The 23,163-nt window shown below is 29.7% G+C and carries 18 protein-coding genes and 5 tRNA genes; 5 read left to right on the top strand and 18 right to left on the bottom strand.

The genetic code is table 11. The annotated features are described in order from the left end of the window. Positions 1-16: 16 nt before the first annotated feature. Positions 17-385 carry a hypothetical protein gene (locus HNQ06_RS01185; protein WP_184107113.1) on the bottom strand — a complete coding sequence of 123 codons (369 nt, stop codon included), beginning with the start codon at positions 383-385 and terminating at the stop codon, positions 17-19. A 119-nt stretch (positions 386-504) separates the two neighbouring features. On the opposite strand from HNQ06_RS01185, the gene HNQ06_RS01190 reads away from it, so the two are divergent. The 3 genes from HNQ06_RS01190 to rpsD all read left to right on the top strand — a co-directional run bounded on the left by HNQ06_RS01190 (position 505) and on the right by rpsD (position 2,649). Then, positions 505-1,854 (top strand): cation diffusion facilitator family transporter, encoded by a 1,350-nt coding sequence (locus tag HNQ06_RS01190; protein ID WP_184107115.1) that lies wholly within the window; start codon positions 505-507, stop codon positions 1,852-1,854. A gap of 67 nt (positions 1,855-1,921) precedes the next feature. Further along, positions 1,922-1,994, top strand: a tRNA-Met gene (locus HNQ06_RS01195). A gap of 28 nt (positions 1,995-2,022) precedes the next feature. After that, positions 2,023-2,649, top strand: a complete 627-nt coding sequence (gene rpsD / locus HNQ06_RS01200) for a 30S ribosomal protein S4 (RefSeq protein ID WP_002557202.1) — start codon at positions 2,023-2,025, stop codon at positions 2,647-2,649. A 58-nt stretch (positions 2,650-2,707) separates the two neighbouring features. Here the strand turns inward: rpsD and HNQ06_RS01205 are convergent, their stop codons facing one another. The 13 genes from HNQ06_RS01205 to HNQ06_RS01265 form a co-directional block, all read right to left on the bottom strand. Continuing rightward, complete coding sequence (locus tag HNQ06_RS01205; protein ID WP_184107117.1) at positions 2,708-2,860, bottom strand: hypothetical protein; 153 nt, start codon at positions 2,858-2,860, stop codon at positions 2,708-2,710. Positions 2,861-2,899: 39 nt separating this feature from the next. Next, positions 2,900-5,290, bottom strand: a complete 2,391-nt coding sequence (gene lon, locus HNQ06_RS01210; RefSeq protein WP_184107327.1) for an endopeptidase La — start codon at positions 5,288-5,290, stop codon at positions 2,900-2,902. Then, the gene (clpX, locus tag HNQ06_RS01215; RefSeq protein ID WP_184107119.1) at positions 5,277-6,569 is read right to left on the bottom strand and encodes an ATP-dependent protease ATP-binding subunit ClpX; all 1,293 of its coding nucleotides are present in this window, start codon (positions 6,567-6,569) and stop codon (positions 5,277-5,279) included. The genes lon and clpX overlap by 14 nt, the downstream gene beginning before the upstream one ends. Before the next feature lie 23 nt (positions 6,570-6,592). Then, the gene (clpP, locus tag HNQ06_RS01220) at positions 6,593-7,177 is read right to left on the bottom strand and encodes an ATP-dependent Clp endopeptidase proteolytic subunit ClpP (protein ID WP_184107121.1); all 585 of its coding nucleotides are present in this window, start codon (positions 7,175-7,177) and stop codon (positions 6,593-6,595) included. A gap of 14 nt (positions 7,178-7,191) precedes the next feature. Then, positions 7,192-8,556, bottom strand: a complete 1,365-nt coding sequence (gene tig, locus HNQ06_RS01225; RefSeq protein ID WP_184107123.1) for a trigger factor — start codon at positions 8,554-8,556, stop codon at positions 7,192-7,194. A 40-nt stretch (positions 8,557-8,596) separates the two neighbouring features. Further along, a tRNA-Gly gene (locus HNQ06_RS01230) sits at positions 8,597-8,668 on the bottom strand. Positions 8,669-8,673: 5 nt separating this feature from the next. Beyond that, positions 8,674-8,754, bottom strand: a tRNA-Leu gene (locus tag HNQ06_RS01235). A gap of 79 nt (positions 8,755-8,833) precedes the next feature. Continuing rightward, positions 8,834-8,907: transfer RNA gene (locus HNQ06_RS01240), tRNA-Arg, on the bottom strand. A 24-nt stretch (positions 8,908-8,931) separates the two neighbouring features. Further along, positions 8,932-9,004, bottom strand: a tRNA-His gene (locus tag HNQ06_RS01245). Between the two features lie 131 nt (positions 9,005-9,135). Further along, positions 9,136-10,566, bottom strand: coding sequence for a beta-Ala-His dipeptidase (gene pepD, locus HNQ06_RS01250; protein ID WP_184107125.1), 1,431 nt, complete (start codon positions 10,564-10,566; stop codon positions 9,136-9,138). Between the two features lie 116 nt (positions 10,567-10,682). Continuing rightward, on the bottom strand, positions 10,683-12,662 hold the full coding sequence (locus HNQ06_RS01255; RefSeq protein WP_184107126.1) for an ATP-dependent helicase: 1,980 nt from the start codon (positions 12,660-12,662) through the stop codon (positions 10,683-10,685). A 2-nt stretch (positions 12,663-12,664) separates the two neighbouring features. Next, the gene (gene cheD / locus HNQ06_RS01260) at positions 12,665-13,156 is read right to left on the bottom strand and encodes a chemoreceptor glutamine deamidase CheD (RefSeq protein WP_184107128.1); all 492 of its coding nucleotides are present in this window, start codon (positions 13,154-13,156) and stop codon (positions 12,665-12,667) included. 4 nt (positions 13,157-13,160) lie between these two features. Further along, entirely contained in the window at positions 13,161-14,378 is a 1,218-nt protein-coding gene (locus tag HNQ06_RS01265) for a D-alanyl-D-alanine carboxypeptidase family protein (RefSeq protein WP_184107130.1), read from the bottom strand. A 70-nt stretch (positions 14,379-14,448) separates the two neighbouring features. Here HNQ06_RS01265 and HNQ06_RS01270 point away from each other — a divergent pair, with 70 nt between their 5' ends. Both HNQ06_RS01270 and HNQ06_RS01275 read left to right on the top strand, forming a co-directional pair. Then, entirely contained in the window at positions 14,449-15,951 is a 1,503-nt protein-coding gene (locus HNQ06_RS01270; RefSeq protein ID WP_184107132.1) for a lactate permease LctP family transporter, read from the top strand. Between the two features lie 247 nt (positions 15,952-16,198). Continuing rightward, positions 16,199-18,058 (top strand): integrin-binding adhesin P66, encoded by a 1,860-nt coding sequence (locus HNQ06_RS01275; protein WP_184107135.1) that lies wholly within the window; start codon positions 16,199-16,201, stop codon positions 18,056-18,058. Positions 18,059-18,114: 56 nt separating this feature from the next. Here the strand turns inward: HNQ06_RS01275 and HNQ06_RS01280 are convergent, their stop codons facing one another. From HNQ06_RS01280 to HNQ06_RS01295, 4 genes are read right to left on the bottom strand one after another with little or no spacing between them, the layout of a single operon-like run. Next, positions 18,115-18,867 (bottom strand): J domain-containing protein, encoded by a 753-nt coding sequence (locus tag HNQ06_RS01280; protein ID WP_184107136.1) that lies wholly within the window; start codon positions 18,865-18,867, stop codon positions 18,115-18,117. Positions 18,868-18,893: 26 nt separating this feature from the next. Continuing rightward, entirely contained in the window at positions 18,894-20,147 is a 1,254-nt protein-coding gene (gene glyA / locus HNQ06_RS01285) for a serine hydroxymethyltransferase (RefSeq protein ID WP_184107138.1), read from the bottom strand. Further along, positions 20,147-21,703 (bottom strand): IPT/TIG domain-containing protein, encoded by a 1,557-nt coding sequence (locus tag HNQ06_RS01290; RefSeq protein ID WP_184107140.1) that lies wholly within the window; start codon positions 21,701-21,703, stop codon positions 20,147-20,149. The genes glyA and HNQ06_RS01290 overlap by 1 nt, the downstream gene beginning before the upstream one ends. 3 nt (positions 21,704-21,706) lie before the next feature. Continuing rightward, positions 21,707-23,149, bottom strand: a complete 1,443-nt coding sequence (locus HNQ06_RS01295) for a cysteine--tRNA ligase (RefSeq protein ID WP_184107142.1) — start codon at positions 23,147-23,149, stop codon at positions 21,707-21,709. Positions 23,150-23,163 lie beyond the last annotated feature (14 nt).

A 23,163-nucleotide genomic window follows, 5' to 3' on the forward strand; every position in this document is an offset into this window, starting at 1 on the left:
GCTTAAAAAAATTAATTCAATTTAATATCTTTAGAGAAACTAAAGCACTTGCAAGCCTATTTAATTTGCCACTTTCAAGAGTATTGGCAGATAAATCAAATACATTTAAAATAAATTTTTTCTCATCAGAATTAAAATTATATTCCAAATCTTCAAATAATAAAAAATTAATAATTGGAACAAATTTTTCTATAAAACCGTATATGCTATTATTAAGATCATAGGCTTCATAATAATAATCAAATATATCTTCTAATGACTTTCTGTCAAACTCTTTTAAAATCTCATAAAAAATATTTTTAATATTATCAATTAAACTATGCAAATCATTATTATTTAAAATAATTTTTTTGCATTTTTTCATAAAAAAATCCGCTTGCCGCATAAAATTCCCTCACTTTTGCTCCAACAAACCAAGATTGAGCTTGAATTTAATAAATGATAAAATGTAGCATTAATGCTACATTAGTAAAATTATGCAACAACTAGGAGAATGTTACAATTATGGTCAAGGTAATAAGCTTAAAAAACATTCATAAATTTACTTATTTAAAACTGGATCCTTTAAAAAAAGAAGATATCTACATTGTTTATATTGAAAATAATTCAAAATTAATTTCAAATCTTAAAGCAAAAGCAAAAGCTGATCAAATTGAAATAATTACTTTTTATATTGATGATGATTTTAAATCAGAAGGCATAGAAAAAATAATGATTAGCAATTTAATTCATTATGGCAAAAAAAATAAGTTTAAAACAATTTCATGCCAAATTGCTGAAATACAAGAAGAGCTTTTAAGCTTAGGATTTGAACATAGCGATTCTCAATACAAAAAAGCATTAGCACCTGAAATAGAAGAAGATAAATTTGTAATGGGAATAGGAATAATCTCTATATTTACCGAAGTAGCATCAATATCTTCTAAGCTTACTGTTGGAATGCTGTTTAATTCATTTGCACTTATTGCTGATGCTTTCCACGTGATGGCCGACTTTGTTTTATCTACAATAACTTACTTTAGTTTAAAAATTACAAGCAAACCTGAAACCATTCATTATCCTCATGGACACAAACTAATGGAAAGCTTAATAGCTTTTATCATGGGAATAATCATACTTATGGCAGGATTTACACTATTTTTAAATACAACTGGATTAAATAAATTTATAACTCTTGGAGGGGAATCTGGATTTAATCTGCACATACACCAAAACAAAAATAAAAATGATAATATATATGAACATGAACATAGCCACTCACACGATCACGACCATAGCAACGACCACAACGAAGAAGATAAAAAAAACATACTAGAAATATTTTCAAATAAATCTCTTAAAAAAAGCTTATGGATACCACTAACCCCCTTCATTTTTTTTATAGTGAAAATAATAGAATATTTGACAAAATTCCAAATAGGAAAAAGATACAACAACCAACTTCTCTTAGCACTAGCTTCAGCTGATAAAAACTGTATATTCTCACATGGTGGGATTACACTAAGCTTACTACTTGCAACCTACATGTGGAGTGGCTTTGACAAAATAATGTCTATATTTATTGGCTTTATCATAATAAAAGAAGGACTTAACGTAATAATAAATAACGCAAACAATTTACTTTCAAAGCAAAATATAGATCTTAAAAGAAGCGTAAAAGACACCTTAAAAAATTCACATATAAACTTTAAAACACTTAATTTTCATAATCAAGGCAATAAACTTGTGCTTTATGTCAAAATAAATTTAAATTCAGAAAATGACTTTAAAAATTTTATAAATAAAACACAAGATATTAAAAAAATAATAAAACAAGAATATAAAGAAATAAATGATATATATTTTTTAGTCTAATTAAATTAATAATAAACAAATAATTGACACTCATAATAAAGTTGTGTTAACATTTTAAACTGTAAGACGCAGGGTAGAGCAGTTGGTAGCTCGTCGGGCTCATAACCCGAAGGTCATAGGTTCGAGTCCTATCCCTGCTATGCTTTATTTTTAATATGCGAGGAATTGATGAATAGAAAACAAATAGCTAAAGGCAAGCTAGTAAGGAGATTTGGTATCAACATTTTTGAGCAGCCAAAATATGACAAAATCCTTAAAAAAAAGCCGCATCCTCCCGGAATGCACGGAAAAGCCAGAAAAGCTAAAATCACAGAATACGGAAAACAATTGATAGAAAAACAAAAGATAAAGTTTACTTATGGGGTAAGCGAACGACAGCTAACCAACACTTTTAAAGAAGCAAAAAAACATCACGGTGTTACTGGGGACAACTTGCTCTCAATACTTGAGAGAAGAATTGACAATGTTGTATATAGAGCTGGATTTGCCATCTCAAGAGCACACGCAAGGCAAATAGTTTCTCACGGTATTATTATATTAAATGGAAGAAGAGTTACAATACCTTCAATAATACTAAGAGCAAATGATCAAATTCAAATAAAAGAAAAAGATAGTCTAAAAAAATTAATAAGATCAAATATAGAAAAAACTTCGTCTCTTAGAAATTTACCAACTTGGATAGAAGTAAACGCTGACGATTTAAATATAAAAGTAAAGCATGCTCCATCAAGAGATGAGATACCTACGCTTGCTAATGAGCAAATGGTTGTTGAGTATTATTCTAAGAGAGCATAACATATCTTTTATTTCTGTATTATTAAAAAACAAAAAGTGGCCAATTAAAGCCACTTTTTTATTTACCTTTTTTTTTACCTTTTGAAAAATTTTTTCCCAAATTACTCTTAGCAAAACAAGAAAAGCTGTTATTCTTTCTCAAGCCCTTAACATTGGGCTGAGCACTAAAAGACGCTCTATTGCCCGAAGGCTTTCTAACTCCATCTTTCATATATTTACTCCTAAAATATAAATTTAAATATGTAAATTTCTAAATAATATTCAAATAATCAAAAACTTCTTCCAAGCTGGAGACAAACTTAACATCTATATTGTCCTTAACTTCTTCTGGAAGCTTAGAATAATCTTTTTTATTGTCTTTAGGTAAAATAACTTTACTTATGCCGTTTCTATAGGCTGCTAAAACTTTTTCTTTAATACCGCCCACAGGGAGAACAAAGCCCTTTAAAGTCACCTCACCAGTCATGGCAAGATCTAAAGGAACTTTCTTATCAGAGAGTATTGAAGCAATTGCTGTTGCAATGGTAATACCCGCAGAAGGCCCATCTTTTGGCGTTGCTCCTTCTGGAAAGTGCAAATGAATTTCAGGGCTTTCCTTTACATCAAAATTAAGCTTAGAAGAATAGGTCTTAACTATAGAATATGCAAGCTGTGCACTCTCCTTCATAATAGCCCCAAGGCTACCTGTTAAAATAATGTCTCCCTTTTTCTCAAACTTAGTTGCCTCAACAGGAAGAACCGTACCACCATAATTTGTCCAAGCAAGCCCATAAACAAATCCTGAAGAATCAATCTTAATTAAATCCAAGTTATACTCAGTATCAACATAATTGTAATAATTATTAATATTGATTATTTTATAAATACCTGGAATATCAGGATCATGAGTAAAAAGCGAATTATTTCCATGTATCAAAGAACTTGGTGAATAAAAATTGCCTTTGATAATTTGATCTTTAGAATACTCATAAAGCAATTCCCTTACAAGCTTCCTAATCAAATTAGTTAAGACTCTCTTTAGTCCCCTTACACCAGATTCCATAGTATAGTTTCTAATTAAATTAAAAATAACATCATCTTCTATTCTTATATAGACTTTGTCTAAAAAACTCTCTTTAATTATGCTTGGAATCAGAAAAATCTTAGCAATCTCTAATTTTTCAATATAAGAATAACCCTCAACTTTAATTATTTCCATTCTATCTAGAAGCGGCTTTGACATGCCATTAAGAGAATTGGCTGTTGTAACAAATAAAACATTAGAAAGATCATAAGGAATTTCTAAATAATGATCTATAAACTTATAATTTTGCTCCGGATCTAAAACTTCTAAAAGAGCAGATTCGGGATTTCCCTTATAACTATTATTAATTTTATCTATCTCATCAAGAAGAATAACCGGATTAGATTTGCCTGATCTTTTCATTGCACTAATAAAAACACCTGGAAGAGAGCCAACATAAGTTCTTCTGTGCCCCCTAATTTCTGCTTCATCTCTTAAGCCACCAAGAGATATTTTAACAAATTCTCTAGAAAGAGATCTTGCAACAGATTCTACAAGAGATGTTTTGCCAATACCAGGGGGCCCTACAAGACATAAAATAGGAGCTTTGACCTTAGAATTAATTTGATAAACAGCTAAAAAATTTATTATCTTTTCTTTTGCTTCATCCATACCATAATGAGAATTTCTTAAGATAAACTCAATCTCACTTAAATGATTTTTCATAACAGTATTTTCATTCCATGGAAGATCTAATATTAATTCTATATAGCTTCTAATAATATTAGCATCAGGTGAATTCATTTGCATTTTAGACAATCTAGAAATTTCTTTTTCAATCTTAGATTTAACATCTTCTGGAATATCTTTAGAGTTTAATCTATCAATATAATCGTTTTCATCTTTACCTAATCTTTTTTGTATCTCTTTAACTTGCTCAGAAAGAAAATAATCCCTTTGACCTTTATCCAACTTAGCTCTAACTTTAGAATTAATATCTTTTTTAAGATCTAAAAGGTCAATTTCAATGTTTAAATTAACAATTAACTTTTCTATTCTGGTTTTAACATTTAGCTCTTGCAAAAGCTCTAATTTTATGCTACTTTCCAAGTTTGAATTAGAGGCTATAATATCGACAAGCTTACTTGGATTCTCAAAATAATTAATTGGTTCACTGTCAGTATCATAAGATTTTAAAGATAAAGAATTTCTATAAGCTTCATAAGTTTCTTTTAAAAATTTAGAATAAGTAAAAAGCTCTCTGCTTAATCCACCAGCATCAGGCACAAAAGTAACTTTAGCTCTCAAATAATCATTTTTTTTGGAAACACTGCCTATAAGAACCCTACTTTGACACTCAACCAAAACTTTTATTACATCTTTACTGACCTTTATAACCTGGATAAGTCTAGAATAAGTGCCAACGGAGCATAGGTTTTTAACTCCTCCCCTATCAGATTCATCATAATTAGACTCATTTGGATAAGCAAACAAAATCAATCTTTCCTCTAACATGGATTGAGCTATGGAATTAATTACATATTCATTATCAAAGGTTACCCATAATGTCATATTGGGAAAAAGAACATTTTCTTTTAAAATAACAATTGGAAGATCTTCTTTTCTATTTTTTATCATATTTAAGATTGATTTCATATAACTCTTTTGCCCAAGGTTTTTTAATTGCATTTCCCACCAAAATTAATGGGTTAATATCTGCATTTAAAACAGATTCTTTTGTAACAACAACCTTCTTAGCTTTACTAATAGAAGGAACCTCAAACATAACATCTTTAAGAAGACCCTCTAAAATAGATCTAAGACCTCTTGCTCCAGTATTTTTTAAAATGGCTTCATCTACAATTGATTCTAAAGCATCTTTTTCAAATACCAATTCAACATTGTCCATTTTAAACATATGATAATACTGTTTAACAATAGAATTTTGAGGATCAACTAATATTTTCAACAAATCTTCTTTATTTAACTTTTCAAGATACGAATGTACAGGAAGTCTGCCAACAAACTCTGGTATTAAGCCAAATTTAATCAAATCTTCCATTTCTAAATACTTTAATGAAGTATCTTCTCTTATATTCTTTTTTTCAATTGCTGAAAACCCAATAGAACTTTTATTTATCCGATTCTTAACAATATTTTCAAGACCAACAAAAGCACCACCACATATAAAGAGTATATTTTGAGTATTAATTTCAATAGTATCCTCATAAGGATGCTTTCTACCGCCTCTTGGAGGAACATTGGCAACAGTACCTTCAATTATCTTTAACAAAGCCTGTTGAACTCCTTCTCCAGAAACATCTCTTGTTATTGAGACATTTTCATTCTTTTTAGCAATTTTATCTATCTCGTCTATATAAATAATCCCTTTCTCAGCTAGGCTAACATCCCCATGAGCAGCATGTATCAATTTAAGTAAAATATTTTCTACATCTTCACCAACATATCCTGCTTCTGTCAAAGTTGTAGCATCTGCTATTGCAAATGGCACATTCATCTCTGCAGCCAACGTTTTTGCAAGCAAAGTTTTACCACTGCCTGTAGGGCCAACTAAAAGTATATTAGATTTTTCAATCTCAATACCATTGTCATATTTATTATTTTTCAATATTCTCTTATAATGATTATAAACAGCCACAGATAAAACTTTTTTTGCATCTTCTTGCCCAACAACATGCATGTCTAAATGATCTTTAAGTCGTTTGGGAGTTGGCAAACCATTGGACTTAGAATCTAGCGGCTTGCATAATTTTTCTTTAAAAAGATTGTGACATATTTTAGAACATTCCGGACAAATCGCTACTCCATTAGATATAACAACATTACCACCAAGCTCAGCGACACTAAGTCCACAAAAAGAACACTCTTTTACTTTTTGACCTTTTACTCTTGCCATAAAAACTTTTACCGAAAATAAACCTACTCCCTTACTAAGATACTATCAATAAGACCATATTTAAGAGCATCGCTTGAAGTCATAAAATAATCTCTTTCCATATCAAGAGCCAGTTTTTCCTTGTCAACCCCTATCTGATTAGACATAATATCTATTATTAATTTTTTAAGTCTTAAAATTTCATTAGCCTGTATATTAATATCACTAGCCTGGCCACTTATTCCACCCCAAGGCTGGTGAATCATTATTCTAGAATAAGCTAAAGATTCTCTTTTACCCTTGGCGCCACCAGCAAGCAAAAAAGCCCCCATTGAAGCAGCTTGCCCAATGCAAATTGTCCTTACATCGGGTTTTATATATTGCATAGTATCATAAATCGCAAGACCTGCAGTAATACTGCCTCCCGGAGAATTCAAATAAAGATAAATGTCTTTGTTTGAATCTTCTGATTCTAAAAACAAAAGTTGAGCAATCACGGTATCTGCTTTAGGATCATTAATTTCACCACTCAAAAATATTATACGCTCTCTAAGCAATCTTGAATATATATCAAATACTCTCTCATAATTTCCCGTATTCTCTATTACAGTGGGTATTAAATTATACATAAACTCCATTTTTCTTACTCACAAATCTTATAATTAACAAAATCTTTAAAAGAAACTTGTTTACCCTTTACTTCTTTAAGATTTTCCAAAATTTTTTTCTTAACTCTTTTTCTTTTGATATCATCCTTTAAATAAGAAATCAGATTTTGATCTTCATAAAATTTTTTAATTTCCTCATAGCTTACACCTGAATTCTCAGACTGTCTGGCCATTTCATCCTTAACATCGCTCTCAGTAACTTTAATTGGATCTAAGTCTATCATTTTCTGCATTATCAACTTAGATTTCAAATTTTTAAGAATCTCATCTTTTAAATTATCACTACCAACAGATCCTGAAGAATAAAACATACTTTTAAACTCTTCAAGGCTCATATTATTTTTATTTTGCCTTTTGGCATCCTTAAAAGCAATTTCAATTTCAGCATCAATCATTGAACAGGGAATATCTATTTCTAATTTTTCAGAAATAGTAGAAAAAAATTTATTTAGCTTTAAAGTTTCTTTTTTTTCTTCAACAATGTTTAAAAGACTAGATCTTATAAAATTTTTAAGATCATCTAAAGTATTATATTTGCCACTAATATCCTTTGCAAACTCATCATCTATTAAAGGGAGATCTCTTTTTTTAATGCTCTTAATCTTAATCTTCAATTTCCTTGAAGAACCCGCAAGTTCTTCAAATTTGTAATCTGCAATATAAGATTTTTCTATAACTCTCTCTTCATTTATTCTCATGCCAATTACATCTTTGCCAAAATCATAATAGGTCTCAGATTTTCCAACCGTAAAAACAAAGTCTTGCCTCCTTGTTGATACTATCTCATTTGAAAGGTCATCAAGCTCAACAAAATCTACTTTAACAATGCTATCTTCCTTAACAACTCCTTGCTCATCTTCAATGATAATTGAATTTTCCATTTGAAGATTCCTAATCTCATCATCAATATCAGAATTATCAATAAAAATTTCAGGAACCTCTACTTTAATATCAATCTCATCAAAACTTGGAATTTTAAATTCAGGATAAGTCTCATATACAAAAGTAAATTCAAAATCTTTATCAAGATTTAATCTTAAATTCTTTTCCTTTATAGCAGGAGGAGCATAGCTTAAAGGCATTTTAGACTCTTCTTTGAAAAATTCTTTAAGAGAACTATTAACCACTTCTTCTAAAACAGTAGCTCTTAAACCCTCAGAATATTTATTCTCAATAATATTAATAGGAACTTTTCCAATTCTAAAACCTTGAATTTTAAGTCGAGAAGAATAATCTTGCAATAATGAATTATATTTTTCCTGAATAACACTTTTTGAAACTTTAATGACAACCTCAACTTTTGAACCTGGAAGAAGGTTAATATCTTTACTCAAAATCACTGCTAATGCCTCAATTAAACCTTATTGATAATTATTAAAAAGCGAAAGACGGGATTTGAACCCGCGACTTTCACCTTGGCAAGGTGACACTCTACCCCTGAGTTACTTTCGCGCTTTTACAGAAGGTGGGAGTCGAACCCACACGCCAAAGGCACTAGATCCTAAGTCTAGCGTGTCTGCCAATTCCACCACTCCTGCATACTTCATACTCAAACTAGTATACAAAAACTTAAAAGCTTTTGCAAGTATGCCCAATCTACTAAATAAATAATAATTTCGCACTCAGCAGGAGTCGAACCTGCAACCTTCGGATTCGAAGTCCGCCGCTCTATCCAATTGAGCTATGAATGCAGTTAGAAATAAAATTGATTAAAGGGTGATTGACGGGGCTTGAACCCGCGACATTCGGAACCACAACCCGACGCTCTACCAACTGAGCTACAACCACCAATAACTAGTGACTATGATTATTATAATATTTTATAAATATTTAATTCCTAAGTCAATAAAAGATAAAAATAATAAAAGCCTTATGGCTTTTATTAAAAAATTTATAATAAAACATTAAATTTTTTTAAACTAAAATTTTTGAAATCTTTCTAAGCTTTTTTTCAAAAAATCATAAACTCTAATAGCTGAAGAAATATTTGCTCTTTCCCTAGTAGTATGAGGCCATTCAATCCAAGGCCCAAGAGTAACAGATTCTATGCCCCCCAACCTAGAAGATATTATGCCTGTTTCAAGTCCTGCATGTATTATGGAAACATTAGCATCTTCAAGATACATCTCTTTATACACTCCTTGAAGATGTTTTAAAAGATTGCTATTCTTATCAGACTGCCAAGAAGGATAGTCATAAATTACACGCAAATTAGCTCCTGATAAATCACTTATTGATTGCAAATGATTACAAACATATTCTTTGTCTGAATCCAATAAAGATCTTATTAAAAAAGTAAAAACACAATCGTCTTGCATTCTTAAAAGACTTGAAAAATTTAAAGAGGTCTTTACAAGCTTATTTTCATAATTTTCTACTTTTTGAACTCCGTGTAAAAATCCCATTCCCATATTTAAAAGCTTGTTCTTGCTATTTTCATCAAAAACTTTAACTGATGAAAATTCTCTTTTATTGATAATAATATCAAATTCATCTTCAAGAGAATATAAACTTTTAACTTTAAGTACAAAAAGTTTAAGCTCCTTATTTAATAAATCATAATCAATATCATCTATAAAAATTAAAGCTTTGGCTTCATTTGGAATTGCATTGCTACTATCTCCACCAAAAATACCTTCAATCTCAAAATCAAGATTTGCTTTAATTTCAAAAAGAGCAAAAAACATTAATTTTAAAGAATTTGCCAAATCTAAATGAATATCTGCTCCAGAATGACCACCTTTAAGCCCTTTAAACAAAATCTCTACCTTTGTTTTTTTAGTTACAAGACTATACTTAGGAGAAAAAACAATTTCTACAAGCCTTGATCCTGCACAACCAACTAAAAAATAACCCTCTTCCTCTCCATCAAGATTAATAAGGCTTTTACCACTACATAAATTAGAATCAAGACCAAGAGCACCTATTAAGCCTATTTCTTCATCAACGGTAAATAGAAGTTCTAAATCGGGATGAGGAAAACTATTAGCTTCACTCATGATCCCCAACATCATAGCCACCCCAATCCCATTATCAGCTCCAAGGGTAGTCCCTACTCCTTTAAGATATCCATCCTCTTCAACGATTTCAATCGGATCTGTTTCAAAATTATGCAAACTGGATTCATTTTTTTCACAAACCATATCAACATGAGATTGTAAAATAATAGGATGCATATCAATATTATTATTTGACTTTATCTGCACCACAATATTACCAACACTATCTTCTTTAAAAAAATAACCAAATTTTTTGGCTCTCTGCTTAATAAAATTAATAATTCCTTTAACATTTTTTGAACATCTTGGAATTTTTGATATCTCTTTAAAAGAATCAATTACAATACTCATAATAACTTTCCTTTGATTATATTAAATCCATAAATATACTTAGATTTAATTTATAATTAGCCATATAATATACTAAATTAATCTTTAAATTCATTCAATAAATTTAATAATGTTGGCTAAGCTTTGTTTTCAACAAAATCTGTACAATAATTAAAATTTAAAAATTCTTTAGGAATTTCTGAAATAAATCTTGAAGGCAACTGATCAAAAATTTGCCTATCTTTTTTGCGCTTATTAGCCATAGTAATAACAAGAGAATCTTTTGCACGAGTTAATGCAACATAAAAAACTCGCCTCTCTTCTTCCAAGTCAACTTCACTATCTTCAATAATTCTATGATGAGGAATAATATTGTCTTCAACAGCAATAAAAAATACATAATCAAATTCTAAACCTTTAGCAGAATGTACTGTCATTAAATTAATATTAATATTTTCAGATTCCTCACTTACTTCGTTAGATTGAAGAACTATGTAATTTAAAAAACTGCTTAAATCTCTCAACTCACCAAATTGTTTGGATTCCCAATTTTTAATTATGCTTAAAAACCCTTCTATATTTTGATATTTATATTCAGCCACTTTGATTGAATTTGGATTTTCACTGACCAAAAATCCCCAATATTCAATACTTTCTATCATTTCTTTGATTATATTAGAATAGGTATTTTTTGTTATACTAAACTTATATTGATACTCTTCAATAAAAGATACAAAATCTTCTATACTTTCAATGACCTGCTTATTTAAAGCTTTGTCATAACTAGAAATGTTTGTAAAAGAAAAAGTAATGTCACAAAGAGCATCATAAATGCAACAGCCTTTCTTGTCTGCTATATCTCTAATTTTTTTCAAATATTCCTTGCCAATCCCCCTTCTTGGAACATTAATAATTCTAAGAAGATCATAATCACTTTTAGGATTTATTATTACATTTAAATAAGAAATAATATCTTTTATTTCTTTTCTTTGAAAAAAAGATGTTCCCCCCGAAACTTTATATTTTATGCCCTGTCTTCTAAAAATCATCTCAACGTTTTTAAAAAGAGCATTGGTTCTCATGAGAACTCCTATCTTTTTAGATTGAAAACCTTCCAGCCTTGAAAGCTCTATGATTCGACTTGCAACAAACTCAGATTCTTGAATTTCATCATCAAATATAAAAACATCTATAACTTTGCTACACATCTTCGAAGACCATAAAGTCTTTTCTTTTCTATTTTTATTATTTAAAATCACAGAATTGGCAATATCTAAAATATTTTTTGCAGAACGATAATTTTGTTCAAGCTTTATTTCTTTAACGTTGTAATCTTTTTCAAATTGCAACATGTTGTTATAATTAGCCCCACGCCAAGAATATATCGACTGATCATCGTCCCCAACACAACACAAATTACTATGATTTATTAAAAGACGAATAAAATTATATTGAATCAAAGAAGTATCTTGAAACTCATCAATCAAAACATACTTATATCTTTTAGAATATTTACTTCTAATATCAAAATTGCTGCTTAACAATTCTTTTGGCTTTAAAATCAAATCATCAAAATCAAAAGAATTATAAAGCCTTAATCGCTCTTCATAAAGCCTGTAAATATTTAAATCTTCTTCCTTTAAATCATTAGGGGTAAGAATGCCGTTTTTCAAAAGTGAAATAACATTGCTAAGTGAATTTAAAGAAATTTTTTTATTAAAAAGACCCTCATCAAGTAAAATCTCTTTAAGAAGAGAGATTCTATCATTGTCATCATAAATGCTGAAGTTTTTTCTATATCCTAATAATTTATAATTTTCTTTTAAAAAGAAAAGTCCAAAAGCATGGAAAGTTGAAACCATAAGATTGCTAAGGGGGCTTTTTAAAATTCTTTTAATTCTGTCTTTCATTTCATTAGCAGCCTTGTTGGTAAAAGTCAAAGCTAAAATTTCCCTCTGAGCAATGCCTTTTAAAAGCAAATATGCTATTCTGTGAGTAACAACCCTTGTTTTTCCACTACCAGCACCAGCAATAATTAAAAGAGCGCCTTCAATAGTAGTAACTGCTTCATATTGAAATTGATTGAGAGAATTTTTAAAAAAATCATCATTGAGCAAAATTAAAAAACCCTTGTTCCTTCTGGATATTCCACAATAACTTTAAAGTTTTCAGGAAAAGCAAAAATCTTTCGCGACTTAGATTGATCAAAATCTTTAGCTAAGATTGGAATACGATACTTATTCAATGTATTAACGGCAAACTCTGAATTTTCAAGTCCCACCTTAACCGATCCTTTTGCCATAAAATTAGTTCCCCCAAAAAGCTTGGCCTTAAGATTACTTTTATTGGCCCCATTTTCAAGCATTGCATTTATTAACATAGGAATAGCATAAATCCCATATCTTCCCCTTTGGTCAGGAGATATGTCAAGATCTGACTTAACTAGAACATAATGATTCATTCCAATTAAATTGTTTGATTCGTCGCAAAGCACAACAGCAACACAAGAGCCAAGAATTGTAGAAATAACTCTTTTATTTGAAACAAAAGCTTCACCAGGAACTATTATCGTAACATCGCGTTTTAATTTAAAATTAAAATGATTTAACATAAAATTAATACTCTCTTGAAAAAAAATTTATAAAACTCTTATAAAGACCTTGCCAAAACCCTAATTTATTTACCTTCTCGCTAAACAAAGCAACATCCCCTAATTTTTCATTTTCTAAAAAAATCATAGCCCTCCCAACAGGCATATCCCCACTAAGTGGAGCAACCAACTTATCAACAGTATAACTTATATTAATTTTATCAAATTCATCTTTAGTTAAAATATAATAAAAAGGCTCTTTAGAAAAAAGAGCAACTGTATCTGCTGTACCATTATAGACTTTTTCTCTTAATTTTACTATTAAAGGAAACTTAGAATATTCATTAAATCCATATTCAAATAAATTTTTTGCAATCGAAGCTCTCATATTCTCTCCAAACCCATTAATCCCTTTTTCAACCCCCAATACAACTGCTATCAATCTTATCTCTCCCTTTTTAGCAGTAGCAACAAGATTAAGGCCCGATTCCTTAATATATCCCGTTTTAATACCATCTGAATAAGGATAATTATGTATTAATAAATTAGCATTTTTTTGTTTTAAGTTTAGAAATTTTGATGACAAGGTAGTTCCTAAATTTTTACTCTTTGGATAAACAAAATACTTTAAAGAATGGACATTAAGCATAAATTTAAACTTTTCTACATAAGATTTTATAAAAAAAGCCATATCTAATGCTGTAATTTTATTCTCGCTGCTATATCCAGAAGGTTCAACAAAATGCATATTAAAAAGCCCTAAATTTAAAACATTAATATTCATTAAATTAACAAAGCTATTTAAATTACCTACTACAAACTCAGCAATTGCAATAGAAGCATCATTGCCCGAAGAAACTGAAAGTCCCTTTAAAATCTCTTCAAAATTAACAATTTGACCTTTTTCCAAAAACATTAAAGAAGAATTGGGAGGCGCATTATAATATGAAGCAGAATCACTAATAGGAACTATGCTTTTTAATTTTATATTTCGCTTTTCAGCTTCAATTAAAGCTGTATAAATTGTAACAATCTTTGTAAGCGATGCTGGAGGGAAAACCAAATTGGGCTTCTTAGAATAAAGTATTCGCTTAGTATCAAAATCCATTAAAACTATTGATTTTGCATACTTTGATAATTTATCAATCTCAGCTAAATTAGCTGCAAAAAGATCATTACAAAGTAGAAAAAAATTTAAAAATAAAGTTATTAACAATTTTTTAATAACACAGATACTATTCATGTTGTAATATTAAAATTATATATTATTTATTGATTGTTAATTACAATACAATTAAAAAGGAGCCATTTTTATGAATTCTTATGATTTTATAACAGCTTTGATACCAATAACCCTAATAATTATTGGACTTGGCATAATAAAAAAGCCAGCTTACTATGTAATACCCATATCATTAATAGCCACTATTGCTATAGTTATATTTTATAAAAACTTGGGAATGTTAAACACAAGTCTTGCAATGCTTGAAGGCGCCTTAATGGGAATATGGCCAATAGCAACTGTAATTATTGCTGCCATATTTACATACAAAATGTCAGAAGATCAAAAAGACATAGAAACTATTAAAAATATTTTATCAAACGTATCTTCTGATAGAAGAATTATAGTCTTGCTAGTAGCATGGGGATTTGGAAATTTTTTAGAAGGAGTTGCTGGATATGGAACTGCTGTTGCAATCCCCGTGTCAATATTAATAGCAATGGGATTTGAACCATTTTTTGCCTGCTTAATCTGCTTAATAATGAATACCTCATCAACCGCCTATGGATCTGTGGGAATCCCTATAATATCTTTAGCTCAAGCAACTAACTTGGATGTTAACGTCGTTTCATCTGAGATTGCATTCCAACTAATACTTCCAACCTTAATAATACCTTTTGTACTGGTAATTCTTACAGAAGGAGGCATTAAAGGATTAAAAGGGGTATTCCTTCTTACCCTACTTTCAGGAATGTCAATGGCAATATCTCAAGTATTTATATCAAAAGCTTTAGGTCCAGAACTTCCTGCAATCCTTGGAAGCATTCTTTCTATGACAATAACAATAGTTTATGCAAAGTTTTTTGGAAATAAAGAAACTTCAGAGCGCCAAAACAAAAACATAATACCCTTATCAAAAGGAATTATTGCCTGCTCGCCCTATATTTTAATAGTAGCATTTATAGTGCTTGTATCTCCTCTTTTTAACAAAATTCACGAATACCTAAAAACTTTTCAAAGCACTATTAGTATTTATCCAGAAGCAAATCCCCTACACTTTAAATGGATTATTTCTCCGGGCTTCTTGATTGTGCTCGCAACAATAATATCCTATTCAATACGAGGAGTTCCAATATTAAAGCAGCTAAAAATATTTACACTAACCTTGAAAAAAATGGCATTATCTTCATTTATAATCATATGCATTGTTGCAATATCAAGATTAATGACACACAGCGGAATGATAAGAGATCTTGCTAATGGAATCTCAATAATAACAGGTAAATTTGGCCCATTATTTAGTCCACTAATTGGAGCTATTGGGACATTTTTAACAGGAAGTGACACAGTTTCAAATGTTCTTTTTGGACCTTTACAAACGCAAATGGCAGAAAATATTGGAGCAAATCCTTACTGGCTTGCAGCAGCAAATACAACAGGAGCAACTGGGGGAAAAATGATTTCTCCCCAAAACATCACAATAGCAACAACAACTGCTGGATTAATTGGGCAAGAAGGCAAACTTTTATCAAAAACAATAATTTATGCCTTATTCTACATTTTAGCAACGGGATTGCTAGTTTATTTAGTATAAATTAATCATTTAAAATAAATAAGATTAATTTATACTAAAATTAATCTTATTTATAAATTTGAATAATTTAAAAATCACAAAATACTAATATGACCTTGAATTTTTACCTAATATTTTAATATTATATACATGTTATATATATGTTAATATATTATATATAATAGCATATGTATAATATATTTATTAATACGTTTAATTAATAACTAGAACTAATAAAAGTTTATAGTTACAACAGGAAGGTATAACTATGAAAAACCACATTTTATATAAATTAATTATATTTTTAACTACATCTGCAGCAATATTTGCAGCAGACACATTAAATGAAAAAGATATATTTAAAATAAATCCATGGATGCCGACATTTGGATTTGAAAACACAAGCGAATTCAGATTAGATATGGATGAGCTTGTTCCTGGGTTTGAAAATAAAAGCAAAATTACCATTAAGCTTAAACCATTTGAGGCTAATCCCGAATTAGGCAAAGACGATCCATTCTCAGCTTACATTAAGGTAGAAGATCTTGCATTAAAAGCAGAAGGCAAAAAAGGTGATCAATTTAAAATTGACGTAGGAGATATTACAGCCCAAATCAATATGTACGATTTTTTTATTAAAATAAGTACTATGACGGATTTTGACTTTAATAAAGAGTCTTTGTTTAGTTTTGCACCTATGACTGGATTTAAAAGCACTTATTATGGATTCCCAAGCAATGATAGAGCAGTAAGGGGAACAATTCTTGCAAGAGGTACTTCTAAAAACATAGGAACAATTCAGCTGGGATACAAACTCCCAAAACTCGACCTTACATTTGCAATAGGCGGAACAGGCACGGGTAACAGAAATCAAGAAAATGACAAAGACACCCCTTACAATAAAACATATCAGGGAATCCTTTATGGAATTCAAGCAAAATGGAAGCCAATAAAAAATCTACTTGATCAAAATGAAGATACTAAATCTGTAATTGCAGAAACACCTTTTGAATTAAATTTTGGCTTGTCAGGAGCCTATGGAAATGAAACATTCAATAATTCATCAATAACATACTCTTTAAAAGATAAATCCGTAATTGGCAACGATTTATTAAGTCCAACTTTATCAAATTCTGCAATTTTAGCATCTTTTGGAGCTCAATACAAGCTTGGACTAACAAAAATAAATGATAAAAATACTTATCTTATTTTGCAAATGGGAACTGATTTTGGAATAGATCCTTTTGCAAGCGATTTTTCTGTATTTGGACACATCTCAAAAGCAGCGAATTTCAAAAAAGAAACATCCTCAGATCCTAATAAAAAAGCTGAAAACATATTTGATCCAAATGGCAATTCTCTTAATTTCAGTAAAAATACAGAATTAGGCATTGCATTTTCAACAGGAGCAAGCATAGGATTTGCTTGGAATAAAGATACTGGCGAAAAAGAATCCTGGGCGGTTAAAGGATCTGATTCCTACAGTACAAGACTATTTGGAGAACAAGACAAAAAATCTGGAGTTGCATTAGGAATAAGCTATGGACAAAACCTTTACAGATCTAAAGATACCGAAAAAAGATTAAAAACCATATCCGAAAATACATTTCAAAGCTTAAATGTTGAAATTTCAAGTTATGAAGACAACAAAAAAGGGATTATAAATGGACTAGGATGGATAACATCAATCGGCCTTTACGATATTTTAAGACAAAAATCTGTAGAAAACTATCCTACATCAACTCCAAGTACTAATGAAAGCAATCAAGCTGGACAAAGTTCAACAAGCACAAAGACTACAACACCTAATCTAACATTTGAAGATGCAATGAAACTCGGCTTGGCTTTATATCTTGATTATGCAATTCCAATAACATCCATTTCAACAGAAGCATATGTAGTACCCTATATTGGAGCATACATTTTAGGACCTTCTAATAAACTCTCAAGCGATGCTACAAAAATTTATTTAAAAACAGGACTTAGCCTTGAAAAACTAATAAGATTTACAACAATTTCTCTTGGATGGGATTCAAATAACATTATAGAACTTGCTAATAAAAACACAAATAATGCTGCTATTGGAAGTGCTTTCTTGCAATTCAAAATAGCCTACAGCGGAAGCTAACAAAACGAAGGGCTTTGGCCCTTCGTTTTTATCTTTAAAAACAATTGATCAATTGATCACCTTATATTTCTTTCCCTGCAAATTTTTTCATAAGCATCTTGAATTTTAATAAATTTATCATTTGCATCTTTTTGCTTTACAGGATCATTTGCAAACTTATCAGGATGATATTTTATAACAAGGCTTTTATACGCCTTTTTAATCTCCTCATCGCTAGCACTATATGTTAACCCCAAAACACTATAGGGATTTACAATTTTAATATTAATATCTTTATAAGCTTCATAACCATCAGATTCAAGTTCTAAAAAAACACCAACATAAGAAATAAATTTTTCAGCTTCTAAATTTTTATACCTAGCAAGCCTGTTAATTTCTTTAAGAGAGGAAAAAAGCCATATAAAAAGATCTTTATGCTGAAAATAGCCAAGCTTAAGGGTATATAAAATTTTATCAGCATTATTATTTTTAGTAATAGCAGAATGAAAAATAGTATACAATTCCGATTTGCCACGTTCAGACAAATTTAAAGAATTGATAATAAAATTAACATAATTTAGCTGCTCTCCGGTTACAGTTCCCAAAATAGATAGCAATTTAGCCATTAATAAAAAAGAAAGTTTATAAAATTCAAACTCTCTAGATCTAGAATATGAATAATCTCTTGTAAAATATATTCTAAAAACACCTAAAAAACTAAATAATATCAACACAAAAGGAAATAAGATAAAAAGCATTGCTATTAAAACGGGATTAAAAATAAAAATAAACAACAACGCTAAAAAAAACACTCTAATTGGGCTTGGCATTTATTGATCATAACCTCCAAACGTAATTAAGGCATGTCAAAATCTCTAATAAATTTTACAACTTCCTTTTTTATTTGTTTTAATTCAATATCAGACTTTGCCTTTAAAGCCCTAACAATAAATTTAGCAACATTTAAAGAATCACTTTCATTTAAGCCCCTAGAAGTAATAGCAGCGCCCCCAATTCTAATGCCAGAAGCCAAAGAAGGGCTTTTTTTATCAAAAGGAATAGCATTTTTATTTAAAGTGATATTTACACTCTCAAGTAATTTCTCAGCATCAGCACCAGTAAGATCCGAGCTACTAAGATCAACCAAAAACAAATGGTTGTCCGTGCCCCCACTAACAATACGAAATCCTTCCGATTTAAAATATTCAGCCATAACTTTAGTATTTTTTATTACGTTAGCAATGTATTCTTTAAAATTTTCTTGAAGAGCCTCTTTGAATGCAACAGCCTTACCCGCAATAACATGAACTAACGGACCCCCTTGAGTTCCAGGAAAAACTGTAGAATTTACAGCATTAAACAAAGGCCTCTCTTTTCCATTAAAGTTTACTAATTCGTCAAAATCCTTTCCAGAAAGTATTATTCCGCCCCTTGGGCCTCTTAAAGTTTTATGCGTAGTACTTGTAGTAAGATGCGCCACATCAATTGAAGAATTATGAAACCCAGCAACAATAAGGCCTGCAATATGCGCAATATCACACAAAAGATAAGCAGAAACATCGTCTGCTATTTCTCTAAATTTTTTAAAATCAATTTCTCTTGAATAAGAAGAAGCTCCAGCTATTATTAAATTTGGTCTACAATCTCTAGCTATTTTATGAACTTCATCATAATCAATTAGCTCAGAATCTCTAGAAACACCATAAAAATAAGTGTTAAAAAATATACCAGAAAAATTTACCCTGCTGCCATGAGTTAAATGTCCCCCATGAGATAATTGCATACCAAGAATCCTGTCTCCTGGACTAATAAGAGCCATTATGGCAGCCATATTGGCCTGAGATCCGCTATGCGGCTGAACATTAACATATTTTGCGCCAAAAAGCTCTTTTGCTCTTGAAATTGCTAAAGTTTCAATCTCATCAATAAAAGAACAACCACCATAATATCGATTCAAAGGATATCCTTCAGCATACTTATTGGTTAAAATACTCCCAACAGCCTGCCTTATCTCTAAAGATGTAAAATTTTCAGAAGCAATAAGCTCAATATGTTCTCTTTCTCTTAATTTTTCTTTCTCAATTAAATTAAATATTTGATCATCTCTCATTAAAAATTATCCTCCAAAACAAACCTATGCATTAAAGAATACGATCCGTTCGTCAAGCTTTTGTACTTTAAAAACCCAGAATCTAAATATCCGTCAAAAAATTCATTTTTATCATAGTCCTCTTTGCATCCATATTGAATATAGTTATGAGACATATTCAAAAAATACTTAGAGCTATCCTTAAATAATACTACATTTATTATATCAAAATATACAAAACCAACCCCAGCTAAAAGAAATTCAAACCAAAAATGCTCATTTAATTTAAGAGAATTAGAATCATAGTAAAGCCCAACTATATTTCTCAGCGGAATCTCATGCTTTAAAAATAACAAATTCGTAAGAACTATTAAATTGCTAGATGAAATTTTTCTTTCTTTAATAGAATCCTTTAAACTTAAATTATTCTCAACAATTTCAAAATTTAAAGTCAAAACATCAATAATTGCTTTAGCTAACTTATAAACTGAATTACTGCCAGCGGTCTTGGATAAAATTAGAGAATCTAGCGGCATTAAATCAATAGAATTGTAAGATAAATAATCTTTTTCTTTGTCTTGAATGTACTTTTTATACTCTTGATTGTTAATATCTCTATTAAACTCAATGCTTTCTAAATATTTTGCATCTAAAAATTGCAAATTAAGTTTATGAGTCTTCACTTTAGTCTTAAAAATAAATTTATTTGTCTTTAAGTTTTCAAAAAATAAATTACCAATATTAAAATCAAGATGCTCATTACTGCGTTCCATAATTTTTTGACGCTCATTTTCAACCGGTCTTAAATAGAAGATATTAAAATTAATATCTTCGGAGGTTGAATCAAAATTACTACTAATATCTTGACTAAAATAAATCTCTTCAATTATTGTAAACTCTTTCGAATCACCCAAAGTCCACTTAAAAAAATCATCTTTAACAGAAAATGGCACCTTATTGCTTTGAATATTGTCCAATAAAACATAAAGCTTCCCACCAGAATTTAAAGTTCTAGGAGAAATAAATTCTACTCTATTCTCAGAAACATCTAAAATATTTTGAGGTAAAATTGTATAAAGTTTGTCCCTAGTTTCAAGAAAAATTTTAATAGTACTAGAATGTGAAAACAAATTCATACCCTGCAATAAAGTTGAAGAATTGGCATTTAAAATTATTTTATCCTCTGAAAAAATAAAAGGCAAATTTTCCTTATTAAGCTTAACAGGAACTTGCCTACTAATAACAAGAAAAAGTTCGTTGCTAGTACCCCTTTCGCCTTTTACAAAAATAAGTCCAGAATTTACTTCATCCGTAATTTTAAAAACTATTTCGGTATTATTCCAACTAATAATACTGCTTTTAACTAAATAATTATTGTTGATATTAATCTCTCCTGTACTGTAGCCCAAATTATTCCCCTTAATAACAATAATATCCTTGTGTGAAGTGGGAATTGGAGATATATCATAAATAATTGGCTTTGAATAAAATAAAAATCCAGAAAAAACAAATAAAAATAAAAAAATAATAAAAATTAAGCTTAAATAAAAATATTTGTTTTTTAAAAAAATAGCCAAATACTAGCCTCTTTTAACCTTAGTTCCTTCCTTAGTATCAACCAAAACAAAACCTTTTTTGGCAAAAAAGTCTCTAATTTCATCAGCACGCTTAAAATTTTTTTCACATTTAGCTATTCTTCTCTCTTCAATCAAAGCCTTCATATTCTCATCAATAACTACATCATGATTTTCTAAATTTTTTAAAATTTCTTCTCTCAGATTAAGCGACATAACCTCATCAAAAATAAAAGCTAATCTAAGCTTTGAAACAAGGCCTAGATTTTCAGATTTGATTATCTCCCAAAGCAAAGCCAATCCTTGAGAAACATTTAAATCAAAAGAAACTTTTTCTACAAAAGAGCCATAATATTCTTTTTCTAAGCTAAAACCAAAATTTTTCAAATCCTTATTAAGTATATTCAAATCAACTTGATCTAAAGATTCATAAAAATAACTTAACTTGTTTATCAAATTTTCTCTAGCAATCTTGCTTGCTTGAAGATTATCCAATGAAAATTTTAATTGGTTCCTATAATGTGATGTCAAACACAAATATCTAAAATCAAGAGGGGAAAAATTTTGATCTTCCAAGTCTTTAACTGTAATAAAATTTCCGCGTGACTTTGACATTTTATTATAATCCATAATCAAAAATTCTCCATGAACAAAGACGTCACACCATTTTTTATTCAAAAAACACTCTGCTATTGCTATTTCATTTATGTGGTGAACTCCAATATGATCAACTCCTCCCAAATGAATATCAAGCGTATCTTTGAAATACTCCAAATTCATAGCAGCGCATTCCAAATGCCAACTTGGATAACCAAATCCCCAAGGAGAATCCCATTTCATCTCCTGATCTTTAAACTTAGAATTAGTAAACCACAAAACAAAATCGGTTTTATTTCTTTTAAATTTATCAACATCAACTCTGGGCAAAGTCATATCTTTATCAATAAGATCAATGCCGGCCATCTCACCATAGCTTTTAAAACAAGAAGTATCAAAATACACATTACCATTAGAAAAATAAGTAATTTTTTTTTCTTCAAGAATTTTAACAACCTCTATCATGATGGGAATATGTTTACTTGCAACAAGAACTTTGTTGGGATATACAATGTTTAATTTTCTACAATCGTTAAAAAAAGCATCTGTAAAAAATTCGCTAATCTCATAAGCTGTAAGGCCCTTTTCTCTTGCAGTCTTAGCAACTTTATCTTCTCCATCATCAAGATCACCTGTTAAATGCCCAATATCTGTAATATTCATCGCATAATTAACTTTATACCCTAAAAACCTTAAAGTTTTAATTAATAAATCTCCAAAAATATAAGTTCTAAAATTTCCTATGTGAGCGTAATTATAAACAGTAGGCCCGCAAGCATACACTTTAACATTTTCAAAATTTGTTAATTCTGAAAAATCCTTTGTTCTAGTATTATATAACTTTAAAATCATACATTTCTCAAAAT

This window comes from Borreliella lanei (genome assembly GCF_014205895.1).
Classification (GTDB): domain Bacteria; phylum Spirochaetota; class Spirochaetia; order Borreliales; family Borreliaceae; genus Borreliella; species Borreliella lanei.

Excerpts from the sequence above, each read along its gene's own strand:
- HNQ06_RS01265 (WP_184107130.1), bottom strand. The coding sequence starts at position 14,378 with ATGAATAGTATCTGTGTTATTAAAAAATTGTTAATAACTTTATTTTTA.
- cheD (WP_184107128.1), bottom strand. The coding sequence starts at position 13,156 with ATGTTAAATCATTTTAATTTTAAATTAAAACGCGATGTTACGATAATA.
- HNQ06_RS01190 (WP_184107115.1), top strand. The coding sequence starts at position 505 with ATGGTCAAGGTAATAAGCTTAAAAAACATTCATAAATTTACTTATTTA.
- HNQ06_RS01275 (WP_184107135.1), top strand. The coding sequence starts at position 16,199 with ATGAAAAACCACATTTTATATAAATTAATTATATTTTTAACTACATCT.
- clpP (WP_184107121.1), bottom strand. The coding sequence starts at position 7,177 with ATGTATAATTTAATACCCACTGTAATAGAGAATACGGGAAATTATGAG.
- glyA (WP_184107138.1), bottom strand. The coding sequence starts at position 20,147 with ATGAGAGATGATCAAATATTTAATTTAATTGAGAAAGAAAAATTAAGA.
- HNQ06_RS01280 (WP_184107136.1), bottom strand. The coding sequence starts at position 18,867 with ATGCCAAGCCCAATTAGAGTGTTTTTTTTAGCGTTGTTGTTTATTTTT.
- clpX (WP_184107119.1), bottom strand. The coding sequence starts at position 6,569 with ATGGCAAGAGTAAAAGGTCAAAAAGTAAAAGAGTGTTCTTTTTGTGGA.
- HNQ06_RS01270 (WP_184107132.1), top strand. The coding sequence starts at position 14,449 with ATGAATTCTTATGATTTTATAACAGCTTTGATACCAATAACCCTAATA.
- lon (WP_184107327.1), bottom strand. The coding sequence starts at position 5,290 with ATGATAAAAAATAGAAAAGAAGATCTTCCAATTGTTATTTTAAAAGAA.
- HNQ06_RS01185 (WP_184107113.1), bottom strand. The coding sequence starts at position 385 with ATGCGGCAAGCGGATTTTTTTATGAAAAAATGCAAAAAAATTATTTTA.
- HNQ06_RS01205 (WP_184107117.1), bottom strand. The coding sequence starts at position 2,860 with ATGAAAGATGGAGTTAGAAAGCCTTCGGGCAATAGAGCGTCTTTTAGT.
- pepD (WP_184107125.1), bottom strand. The coding sequence starts at position 10,566 with ATGAGTATTGTAATTGATTCTTTTAAAGAGATATCAAAAATTCCAAGA.
- HNQ06_RS01295 (WP_184107142.1), bottom strand. The coding sequence starts at position 23,149 with ATGATTTTAAAGTTATATAATACTAGAACAAAGGATTTTTCAGAATTA.
- rpsD (WP_002557202.1), top strand. The coding sequence starts at position 2,023 with ATGAATAGAAAACAAATAGCTAAAGGCAAGCTAGTAAGGAGATTTGGT.